An 11,681-nucleotide genomic window follows, 5' to 3' on the forward strand; every position below is an offset into this window, starting at 1 on the left:
ATGGCGGGGGGAGCCGCATCCGGTGGTTATCTAATCAGCTCGCCGGGCACGAAGATTTTTGCCACACCCGCCACTATTAGCGGATCTATCGGTGTAATCTCGATTATACCCAATATTTCGGGATTGCTGAAGCATTTGGAAATTGGCACTGATACAGTTGCGATGGCGGAATCAGCAGACTTTCCGAATATTTTTCGCCCCCTAAGCGAGGCCGAACTGACGCATATTTCCGACGTGGTGATGAAAGAATACGATGATTTTGTATCGGCGGTGGCAATTGGTAGAAACAGCACAAATGAATCCATAGAAACGGTGGCTGAAGGCAGGATTTGGAGCGGAGCCCAGGCACTCGACAGGGGCTTGGTAGACGAACTTGGTGGTTTAACCGAAGCAATCGAAGCCGCGAAGGAAGGCATAAAAAAAGATACTCGCATAATCGAAATCAATCCAGGTTTAACCTCTATGCAAAGATCCCTTGAGATATTTGGTATTCAACAGGAATCACTACTAAATCTGCTCCCGCAAGATTTAGCAGATATAATCGAGTTCCACATAGCTCTGGCAAAGTTTGAAGACGAACGCACTCTTTATCTGATGCCCTATGTTCAACAACCATAGCATCTGGACGCTGCGGCGCTTCAGTTCCCCGGCGCAACATCGCCCCGAGTCCACGGCTACCCGGTAATTTGGCTAATTCTGTGCCGGGGCCTTCTGCACGGCCCGCTGTGCCACTGGCGTCGTCCGGGTTCGTGTTCGCGCAATACCCGAAGTCTTGCTGCCAGCAATGGTTCTTACCATCCAGGTTCTGCTGGTGGAATTCTTGCAAGATGCCGGGAGAGTCACGAAAGATAGAGCCGGGATGATGTAGCTAAACACTTGTTCATGATATCCTTGTGGGCTGCTACGCAGTATTTTGCAAAGTGTCCGTTGAAACAGCGGTATTGCAGTTTTTGAGACAAAGGAACTAATCAGCGTGATAGATCACTACATGAATAAGCAGGGAAAAGGCTCACTGGCTTGAATAGAAATTTTGCGTGAGTACTATGAGATATTTCAGCAGTTAGAAATGAGGAGTTGTCAAACTTGTCAGCATGTCATTAGTATTCCTGAATGTCAGGAGTTATAGATGCTTGTAGAATGGTTCAAAGTTCAGTCACCTATATTACAGGCGCTATTGGGCACGTTATTCACTTGGGGTGTTACGGCCCTGGGTGCCGCGGGCGTATTCTTTTTTAAACAGATTAATCGTAGAGTTTTGGATGCAATGCTGGGCTTTACCGGTGGTGTGATGATAGCTGCTAGTTATTGGTCTCTCCTGGCGCCAGCCATTACGCTAGCAGAGGAGATTGGGAGCATGCCTGCCTGGCTACCACCCGCCATTGGATTCTTTCTCGGCGCTGTTTTCCTACGTGTTTCGGATAGACTTATTCCGCATCTGCACCTAAATTTGCCTCGATCCGACGCCGAGGGACCTAGAACTAGCTGGCATCGAAGCATACTGCTTGTTCTTGCGATTACTCTACACAACATTCCTGAGGGTTTGGCCGTAGGCGTGGCGTTCGGGGCGGTTGCCGTTGGTTATCCGGGTGCCTCGATGGCAACGGCTGTTGCGCTTGCAATAGGTATAGGCATACAGAATTTTCCCGAGGGTTTGGCGGTTTCAGTACCTCTTAGACGAGAAAAGATATCACGCCGGATGTGCTTTGTTTATGGTCAATTTTCCGGAATGGTAGAGCCAATTTTTGGTGTTCTCGGAGCACTTCTTGTAGTGGCTATGCGTCCCATTCTACCTTATGCGCTCGCCTTTGCGGCCGGAGCGATGATTTATGTAGTAATTGAGGAGTTGATTCCGGAGGCACACGAAAACAAGAATATAGATCTGGCCACAATGGGTGTGATTGCGGGCTTCATAGTGATGATGAGTTTGGATGTGGCTCTTGGTTAACGGCTTTGGTGGGAAAGATAGTAACAAGTTCCGGCAAAGCACTTTGCTTCTGCTTGAGAGAGGCGTTTCAGGGGTTAATCTCGAATCGAATTTCGATTTGAGATTCCGATATCCCGCCTTCTCATCAAGTTAAGGAAGAAAGGCTGCCCTTCAAGAAAGACTGCGATTCTCCAAAAATCAAGATGCGTAATGGTTTTTCATATGAAACGATGCTTGCTGTTCATGGATTAGCTGGGACATGACGGGTGGGAGCTGCCTGCTCTGTCCGCAAGCTTGTTGAAATTTTTCAACTCGAAGCGTATCTCTCTTGCATTGCCTCACCAAAGAGACAACGGGGTCCAAATAGACCGGTTCCCGGCTTGCTCCGTCAAACCCCGAATTCCCTTTCAAACAAAGCTAAAACGATAATCCCGAGCATCAACAATGCCGCTGAAACAGCATGCAGCGAAAATCATCACTGCACTGGTCGATCTAATCGAGTATGGATTGTTTGGATGTCAGCCCGATCGTCAAATACGACTTTGAAATCAATCAACTTGCCTGGGAAATAAGAGCATGAATTAAGTAGAATGCCAATGTCAATCCAGCACAGCGATTACAGCGAGGAAACATAGAACAACTCAGTTGGAACGACAACCCGGCAAGCAACTAACTAGCTCAAGCTATTCGCCCTCTTCTGATGCGCGAGCCAATAGCGCTAAGTACGAAAATAATAGTCAACACTATCACTATCGACGGACCTGAAGCCAGATTAGCGTAATAGGATACATAGAAGCCTACAACTATGGCAAAGGAGGCAATAACTACCGAGAAAAGGATGATTCTACCTGGTCTTCGAGAAATTTGGGACGCGGCGGCGCCAGGAGTAATCAGGAGAGCGAGCACCAGCACTACTCCCACTGTCTGAATTGCGCTCACCGTGGTTAAAGCGAGAAGTACCAGAATGATGTTCCGAACCAGGTGGGGAGAGAGGCCTATGGCTGCCGCATGGGCCGGATCGAACGATGCTGTCAAGACTTCTTTGTAAGAAAGAGAAATTCCCGCTATCACCACGCTAGCCACCAGTCCCATGATGATTAAATCTTCCTTGGAAACGCCCAGTACGTTGCCGAACAGTATATGGCTAAGATCGCTGGCGCTCGCCACCTTACTCAAGAGCAAAATCCCGAAGGCAAAAAATCCAACAAACACAACGCCTATCGCTGTCTGCTCACCCACTAAGCCATAACTGCTTATCAGGCTAATTCCCACAACAACTAGAAGCGAAGCAGCAAGAGCCCCCCAAAAAAGGTTGATACCCAAAACATAGGACAACACAATTCCCGGCAATACCGAGTGGGATATCGCTTCTCCCATAAACGACATTCCCCTCCAAACCACAAATGCGCTCAATACCGCGCAAGAAAGAGAGGTTAGTAATCCGCCTAACAAACCTCGAAGCATGAAGCTATACCGTAGAGGTTCAACTAGGAATTCGAGGATTTCTCCCAAGGTTGATAGTCCTTATGGAATTCAAAGCCATAGGCTCTTGCAATCGTTTGAGGAGTGAGAACTTCCTTCGGCGGACCATCCGCAATTATCTTCCTGTCTAAAAACAAAGCTCTTGTGAAATGCACCACCAGTACTCCTAAATCGTGAGTACTCACAATAACAGTTTTATCCTTGGCACTCAATGCTTCCAGTGTGTGAAAAATCATCTCCTGAGTATGAAGGTCAACATGATTCAGTGGCTCATCAAGTAGCATCAGATCGGCATCATGTGCCAGGGTTCGGGCCAGCATCACTCTCTGCCTTTCGCCACCTGAAAGCTCACCCACTCGCCGATCCGCTAAATCGCAAATTCCCATGGATTCCATTGCCGATTCCACCGCTTCCCTATCCACGGCTCCAGGACTTCTGAACCATCCCAAATGCACGTACCTGCCCATCATCACTACTTCCCGGACACTAATTGGAAAGTGCCAGTCTACAGTACTGCTCTGAGGAACTACGGCCACACGGTGCAAGCACCTTGCCACAGGGTGACCAAACACCCGAATCTCGCCACGCTCAAGTTTTTCCAGGCCCAGGATGAGTTTGAACAAAGTGGATTTTCCGGCACCGTTAGGACCCACAAGAGCCACTCGTTCCCCCGAACTGATATTTAGCCAGATATCGCTAAGCGTTTCCTCTCCTGATTGCTCGTAACAATGGCTAACTCCCTTAAAACTCAGAACAGTTCGAACATTCTCAATCGTAAGGTCGCAGCTCCCTCCATAACTAAAACCACGGTTAGACACCCCTGCCGGCTATCCTCCTTCTCAAGAAACTATCGTAATAGCATACACTGTATCGAAGCCACTGCTGGACTCCCGTGGAAGCGGTCGTCCTTCACCTCATCTAAGGTTTTCTTGATGAGGAGGTATAGTCTTTATCTGCACTTTCCAGACAATATCCACAAGGGACTTTGAACTTCTCAACCTGCCATGTATCAAAGAATTGGCTCATCGAATCTGTGTAGTCAGCCTCCATGGAGGGTTCCGGCCCTCTAGTTCAGCATAAACACCATAGCAGCGACATGATTTAGCCGGCCCCAGATAACAACGTGCAAAAATTTTGTAACATGCCCTACACCTTTCCAAGTATGGAAAAGGATCGCAAAAACTGCAACCCTAGGAAAGTCATCCTCATCTTTTTCAGAATTCTATGGCGAAACGAAAGCAATAATCAACTGGTACCGCAAGAATTGCATCCTGTGAATATAAAGTATTGACTCTCAAGGCGGAATGTCCTTCATGAGATGTATATTTGGGGCTAAGTAATTCCCAAGTGCCAAACAAACTGCCCCAGAGTACTCAAGCTTCCGCTTGATGATTCCACACAAATTCATTCAGGAAGGAACTGATCGATACAACACATCTGCGCACAAATCGGCAAAGATAAAAAAATTTTGCTTCGATGCCCCTTTCGCTGCTGAACATAAAGCTCGTATCGGGTTTCTCATGCATGACAACGATTTATATGACGGTGTTGATTCCAGATAGCTTGTGCTCGGACGTACAAGTCAGGTATTGAAAGCCATCGGAAGGCAGTACATCTGTACCCTCAACTTGGATATGATGCCCTGGAAAGTTTTTGCTTCAGACTTTGATTTCAAGAGAAGCACATCAAATCCAACATGTTCGACAAAGATCAGTCGAGTCGTCTACTCGGTTTCAAGTTCCAGAAAACCCGGAAGCCAGGGCTGGACTTTGCTCCGCCTTATCCCTTCAGACGCGATGTCTATTTGAATCGAATATGTGAAAGTGATGATTCCATTTAATCTCACAGACTAAACTTTTTTGCCATCACGTTCTCCTCATCCTCCCCTACGGGAGGAGTATTAATCAGTGGCAAGTGCCATCCTTAATACCCCCACATGCCACTGCCAGCCAGGGTGCTTACCACCCCCGCTGGTGTGATCTTCCGTATGCGATAGCTGTTTGTATCTGCCACATAGATATTGCCGTCGAAGTTCACCGCTACGCCGGTGGGGTAGTTAAACCGTGCCTCACTGCCGGGGCCGTCTCTATAACCCTCCGTACCGATTCCGGCCAGGGTGCTTACCTCCCCCGCCGGTGTAACCTTACGTACGCAGTGATTAAGCGTATCCGCCACATAAATACTGTCATCCGAATCCACAGCCACGTCGGTGGGGAGGTTGAACTGCGCTTCTGTGTCGATACCATCTTCATAACCCTTTTTGCCGCCAGCCAGAGTGCTGACCGCACCCCTTGGTGTGATCTTTCGGATGCGATGGTTGAATGTATCTGCCACATAAACATTGCCGTCAAAATCCGCCGCTACGCCGATGGGGGAGTTGAACTGTGCCGTACTGCCGAAGCCGTCCTTATAACCTTCCTTGCCGTTGCCGGCAAAGGTGCTTACCACCCCCGCCGGCGTGATTTTCCGAATGCAGTGGTTAAATGTATCTGCCACATAGACATTGTCATCTGAATTCACAGTTACGCTATAAGGGCTCATAAACCGTGCCGCGCTGCCGGGGCCGTCCTTATACCCCTCCTTGCCGTTGCCGGCAAGGGTGCTCACCACCCCTGCCGGCGTAATCTTCCGAATGCAGTGATTGAGTTGATCTGCCACATAGAAATTTCCGGATGAATCCACGGTTATGCCGAGGGGGCAGTTGAACTTTGCCGCCTGGCCTGTACCATCCTTATAACCCTCCGTACCGTTGCCGGCAAGAGTGCTTACTACCCCCGCTGGCGTAATCTTCTGAATGCAATGATTAAGTTGATCTGCCACATAGAGATTTCCGTTTAAATCCACAGTTACGCTATAGGGGGAATCAAATTGCGCCACTGTGTTGTAGCTTTCTTCCATTTTTTTCTCCTTAATCCCCCACAGGGAAAGGGAAAATCGAATTTTGGTTTGTTGGCCCCCCATGCATTTATCAGAACTGAGCGATGCTATCAGTTTGCGCAGGCCATCCTTGTCAAATCTGCAATATTCTGTGCCGTTCTAAACGACATACTGTCGTATTTGTTGCATTCGACATAATCGTATGAATTCCAAAACCACGGCTATCAGCGTCTGCACACAAGTTCCTCCCGAATAATCTCGCAGTCGCTTATGCAAATTGCTTCGGTATAATAATCGACCATTCACTCTAAAAATTCCGACCAAATTTCGTAATCCTCAGCACTTTCTTTCGTTTCCCAGTACCCAGACAACACCGTACCTAATGACTTCGATTTTGTCGATTTGAATGATGTAAGACTCGTCGACTGTATTAACTGTTCATTTCGCGCCATTATCATCGCTGCAGGCTACCAGATTGACAGCCTTGAAATCGCCGCATCCTTAACATGACCGGCTGCAATATAGCGGGTTTTACCATTTTGGCAGGATTTCGGATCACGGACATGAGAAGCCGGCCGAAGACCCTTGCCGCATATCATGGTCTCTGCCTGACTGCATCCCTCAAGAATACAAAGCCCACGAATAACACTGCGAAAACCCGACCTATCCCACGTTGAAAAACATGGCTGAACTCTCCTGGCTATTCCCCGTTGAGAGCCTCTACTATCAACTCCGTGTTGTACATAATGAAGTCAAAATAATTTGAGCCCCGCTCGCCGATTGGCGCCAAGGATTCCGCCAGCAATTCGACAATCCGAATTTCCCTACCGGATTCGGCCACCACGGCTTCAGCAAGTAATTTCATAGCCCTATCCGCAGAATCGCTGATAAAAATCGCACTGATCTCCTCTTCCTTCAGCAAATTCACCAGTTCTGCGATTTCGCGGGCGGAGGGTTCAGCCTGATCACTGAATGAATCGACAATGTGTCCAACAATCTCAAAACCATAATCGCGCGCGTAATAATCCATAAAGGGATGGCCGGTTACCAAACGTCTGCTTCCCTGGTCTAAGCTCATAGTCGCCTCTCGCACTCGGGCATTGAGCAAACTCAGCCGCTGCAAGTATTCTTTTTCGCGCGCTATATATACATTGGTTTTCTCCGGATTGACATCGGAGAGAGATGCCCGCATAGCTCGAATCCCAGCCATCATATTCCTCGGCGAGAGCCACAAATGCGGATTGAAGCCACCGTGCTCGTCGTCATCTGCACTCAGCATATCGACATCACTCATAATGGAAACCAACACTCCATAATCCAAATCCTCAAAAGCATCGCTTAGCTGATGTTCCAAGCCTAAACCATGAATAAATACCCGATCGGCAATTTCAATCGCTGCAAAATCCCCCGGGCCAGGTTGATATGAATGAGGGTTAAGCCGCCGTGGCATCAGCACCTTTATATGCGCATCATCGCCGGCAAGTGCTTCGCACAACTCGCCGATGAAACTTGTGCTTGCAACCAATCTCAAATCGTTCCCTTCTTCCACTCCCGAAGCGAGGAGAGACTGCATTCCTCCCATTCCGAGAAACAGCAGTACTAAACTGAGTCTGGAAACACAGCAACTCAAGCGCCACCTTCCCAGTCGTTTGAGTCGCGATTTTCTGAATTCAATTATCAAGGTATTCCATAAAAGCATCCGCATAGTTCTCCAATTCAAGTAAAGCAGCCGGCTGCACGAGTTGTTTATTCAAATTGACATAGCCTGCCAGACTCGGAAGTGCAACTCCATCGACAAGGGATTTTGCACAGAGAGCGGATCCGAAACTGGTTGCTTCCTCGAGGGTTGTAACATAAATTGGATTATCCGGGAGCAAGGCTCCAAGCAGGGCTAGATAGTTCTTGTTGTGCCTGAAACCGCCTTCAATAAACATCTTTGTCCCCGGCACCAAACCTACCCTTCGCAGCGCAACTCTGGTTTGAATGGCAAGTGACAAGTTGGCTAGTGCAAAACCTCTCAAATAGTTTTCGAAAACCCTGGGCCACTGTTTCTCTTTCACTAAATCATCAGCGAGAAAAACCTCACCTTCATCAATCACCCTGGCCATTGAGTTCGGGAATTGACCTGTACCGGGCATGAGGGTGGGAAAGATGAAAGATTGCCGTTCCTTCAAGATACTGCTGTACATAGCAGGATCGTAAACAGGCCAGTCTGAGCGCCCATGTCGCTTCATAAGTATATTGCTGTAGAAGGAGTATTCCAGCCCCCCCAGCAGAATCGAAGTTTTCACCGGATCACCTTGATAGGAGAGGTTGTAGTAAACCATCTTACCCAGCTCTTCTGTAGCGAATTCCACAGTTTTGACGGGATGCATAGCCACACACCAAGTACCAGTGGAATTAAGCAGGAAGTCCTCTTTCTGACTAATCAAATAAGGAATAAGCGATGCATTGGAATCATGTATTCCCAGAGTTACCAGGGTGTTCGTCGCCAGCCCCGTTTCAGACGCCACCGCAGCGCTGATACATCCAAGCCCATCGTGCGGAAGTCCTGGACTTTCTGGCAACATATCCCTTATACCGAGTTTATCAACCACAAAGGACCATTTGTTTTTGCTGTAATCCCACAGAAAAGTGTGGCAACCAGTATATGTGATATCAGCCGAAGCAACTCCGCTTAGCAGATAGGAAAAAAACTGGGGAAAGAACAAGACATGAACTGTTTGCTCAAAATCCTCCGGCCAATGTTCTTTTTGAAACCAGAGAAGTTTCCCAAGGTTGATAAGCGGCTTAATCTCCGCCGTCGCAGTTAAGCGCTGTAATTCATGCACATCTCCCATCGTCGCCCAAAACCTCTTATGGACTCCGACATCTACTTCATTCGTATACGCAATCGGCGGAAGGCTGGGTCTTCCATCCGCACCTACACACACAGCAGTGGCACCTTGGGCACTTACAGTGATTACCCGTATTGGGAAACTGCGCCCGAATTCCTTCAGCTCTCCCAAAAACCACTTGAAAATTGCATCCACATCCTCGACATCAAATCCCTCAACTCTGATAGTTCCGATTTCCCTAATTCTGAACGCAAGGTGTCTCATTTCATCATCGTAAACGACAATTTTTTTATTGGTTTTTCCGACATCCAACGCAATAATGGCATATTTCATAAGTTCATCAGCGGTAGAGTGGACCCAAAACACTGCAGGCTCGAAAATCCGCGCCTTCTTTGTCCATGCCAAAATGGTTCCACACGACCGGTCGGAAGAGTTCATCCTCATCGACATTGTGCATAGAAACTGGAATTCTCAGCATCGAAGCCAGAGTAATTAAATCCGCCCCTATATGCCCATAACTGATAGCTCCATGATTGGCACCCCACGCCGCCATCATGGCATAAACATCTTTGAAATTACCCCTACCGGTTAACCGGGGGGTAAACCAGGTTGTAGGCCAAGTGGGGTTTGTTCGTTCGTCCAGTTTCCGGTGAACCATATCTGGAAGTTCCACCGTCTGCCCTTCGGCAAGCTGAAGAACCGGTCCCAGATTTTTAACCAAATTCAGACGGCTCATCGTTACTGGCATGCCGCCGCGGGTAAGAAAATCAGTTGAATAACCGCCTCCCTCGAAATAGCCAAGATCGGCTGGACAAAAATTGGTAGCTTTGACGCAGGCCTCCGCCTCGGCCTCAGTGATTTTCCAAAATGGCTTGATAGCGGGCCTGCCATCAATCGACTGCTCGCCAGTACCGTCCAGGCAGGTTGAACCCGAATTGATTAGATGAATCAAACCAGCCGAGGCAGGGTCGCTGAGTTCGCAACCTGTAACCCGTTTAACAGCATCGGAACTCCAGTAGGTACGAACATCGCTAAAAATCTGAGCAGTATTGGTAAGCAAATTGCCGAATAGCATGCTAATCCCATTGAGCGTATCGTTCTCCGTAGCGAACGCATATGGCTGGCGGAAACCACACCAGTCGAAACTGCTGTTCAGCATGGTTTCCATGAAGTCACCATTGGGCATCCAGTCCGTCCAGTGACGCTGTCCCTGAAAACCACCAGCGATGGCATTATGGCCGAGAGCCTCCTCACTGAATCCAAGTTCATCGAGTACAGGATTGCCGCTCATTAAATCCTTTACTATTAGGGTCATCTTAACTGAAACGTCCCACTCAGCTTCCTTCTCGCTATCGCTGTGTCGCCTGGCGATATCATTCGGATCCATCCCCATCTTCAAATTTTGCTTCACCCAGGAACGGGCAAGCTCATATTCCCGTGGATCGAAAATGTCCTTGTTTATGCGTCTGCTCAGCTCGCTCATATCAACATATTCGTTGCGCATCCCAAGATAATCCTGGAAAAAACTCTCGTCCACGATACAGCCAGCGATTCCCATCGAAACTGAGCCCACCGATAGATAGCTCTTACCCTGCATCGTAGCAAGCGCCACACCGGCTCGAGCAAAACGGAGAATTTTTTCCTGTACATCATCCGTTATGCTGACATCATCCGAATCCTGAACTTCCCTGCCATAAATCCCAAACGCGGGGATTCCCTTTTGGGCATGGGCGGCAAGTACAGCTGCCAGATATACAGCTCCGGGTCGCTCGGTGCCGTTAAACCCCCAAATAGCCTTGGGGGTGTTCGGATCCATGTCCATAGTCTCCGAACCATAGCACCAACAAGGTGTAACCGTCAGCGAAACCCCCACTCCGGTTCTTTCAAACTTATTCTGGGCCATGGCTGCCTCAGCCACACCCCCTATGCAGGTATCAGCCACAACACATTCAAACGCCGATCCATCAACATATCTCAGATTCGACGAGATAAGCTTGGCAGCCGCTCTAGCCATTTCCATTGTGCGATCCTCAAGACTCTCGCGAATCCCACCCAAACGCCCATCGACCGTGGGACGGATGCCGATTCTGGGCCGCTCCCCGCGATACCGCCATTTACCAATTTCAGCCTTCTTGAAAACCATTGTAACCTCCAATAATCGGCGCCTTGGCAGAAAGATAATCCTCCGACTCATCATTCCATATGCCCTTGTTTCCGGCGCATATCGTTGCCAAATCCGCCCAGAATTCATCAGAATCACCGAGCCGTTCAAAGTCATCGATTGCGGTTAAGGGCAAATTTACGTTCGTGTATATAAGTTTCTTGCCACCTGGAATTTTCGGCAAATTGAGTGTGGTTTCAGAAACTGCGTTAAGTCCGCCAACATGAGTAATCATAACAGAAGGGTTTACCCTGCCCTCCTTCATCAGCTCAAGGGAAATCCTCATATCTTCGATGTTCCCACCACTGGTGCCGACGATATGATGAGCCGAGTAATGCATGGCGTAGAAGTTTATTCTGGCTGAAAATTCGGCATTCGTAGGGCCGGCAAAGAAATTCAT

The 11,681-nt window shown here is 48.5% G+C and carries 8 protein-coding genes and 1 pseudogene; 2 read left to right on the forward strand and 7 right to left on the reverse strand.

Features of this window, described 5'->3' with window-relative positions; all coding sequences use genetic code 11:
* Both S1OALGB6SA_RS07940 and S1OALGB6SA_RS07945 read left to right on the forward strand, forming a co-directional pair.
* On the forward strand, positions 1 to 618 hold a 618-nt coding region (locus S1OALGB6SA_RS07940), incomplete at its 5' end, for a S49 family peptidase (RefSeq protein ID WP_124033113.1).
* A 508-nt stretch (positions 619 to 1,126) separates the two neighbouring features.
* A complete protein-coding gene (locus tag S1OALGB6SA_RS07945; RefSeq protein ID WP_124033114.1) occupies positions 1,127 to 1,945 on the forward strand; it encodes a ZIP family metal transporter in 819 nt (272 codons plus the stop codon).
* 657 nt (positions 1,946 to 2,602) lie between these two features.
* Here S1OALGB6SA_RS07945 and S1OALGB6SA_RS07950 read toward each other — a convergent pair.
* From S1OALGB6SA_RS07950 to S1OALGB6SA_RS10335, 7 genes and pseudogenes are all read right to left on the reverse strand, one after another.
* Positions 2,603 to 3,388 carry a metal ABC transporter permease gene (locus S1OALGB6SA_RS07950; RefSeq protein ID WP_230204503.1) on the reverse strand — a complete coding sequence of 262 codons (786 nt, stop codon included), beginning with the start codon at positions 3,386 to 3,388 and terminating at the stop codon, positions 2,603 to 2,605.
* A 23-nt stretch (positions 3,389 to 3,411) separates the two neighbouring features.
* Positions 3,412 to 4,224 (reverse strand): metal ABC transporter ATP-binding protein, encoded by an 813-nt coding sequence (locus S1OALGB6SA_RS07955; RefSeq protein ID WP_124033116.1) that lies wholly within the window; start codon positions 4,222 to 4,224, stop codon positions 3,412 to 3,414.
* A gap of 1,105 nt (positions 4,225 to 5,329) precedes the next feature.
* Positions 5,330 to 6,304 (reverse strand): NHL repeat-containing protein, encoded by a 975-nt coding sequence (locus tag S1OALGB6SA_RS07960; RefSeq protein ID WP_195910377.1) that lies wholly within the window; start codon positions 6,302 to 6,304, stop codon positions 5,330 to 5,332.
* A 679-nt stretch (positions 6,305 to 6,983) separates the two neighbouring features.
* Positions 6,984 to 7,988, reverse strand: coding sequence for a metal ABC transporter substrate-binding protein (locus tag S1OALGB6SA_RS07965; RefSeq protein WP_124033118.1), 1,005 nt, complete (start codon positions 7,986 to 7,988; stop codon positions 6,984 to 6,986).
* Positions 7,954 to 9,453 carry an FGGY-family carbohydrate kinase gene (locus tag S1OALGB6SA_RS07970; protein ID WP_195910378.1) on the reverse strand — a complete coding sequence of 500 codons (1,500 nt, stop codon included), beginning with the start codon at positions 9,451 to 9,453 and terminating at the stop codon, positions 7,954 to 7,956. Before S1OALGB6SA_RS07970 ends, S1OALGB6SA_RS07965 begins: the two co-directional genes overlap by 35 nt.
* A gap of 7 nt (positions 9,454 to 9,460) precedes the next feature.
* Positions 9,461 to 11,263 carry an L-fucose isomerase gene (locus tag S1OALGB6SA_RS07975; RefSeq protein ID WP_124033120.1) on the reverse strand — a complete coding sequence of 601 codons (1,803 nt, stop codon included), beginning with the start codon at positions 11,261 to 11,263 and terminating at the stop codon, positions 9,461 to 9,463.
* Positions 11,244 to 11,681: pseudogene (locus tag S1OALGB6SA_RS10335) on the reverse strand (L-sorbose 1-phosphate reductase); the annotation flags it as partial. The gene S1OALGB6SA_RS07975 and the pseudogene S1OALGB6SA_RS10335, both read right to left, overlap by 20 nt.

The sequence above is a fragment of the Olavius algarvensis spirochete endosymbiont genome, from assembly GCA_900608495.1.
Taxonomy (GTDB): Bacteria; Spirochaetota; Spirochaetia; order DSM-2461; family DSM-2461; genus UBA2779.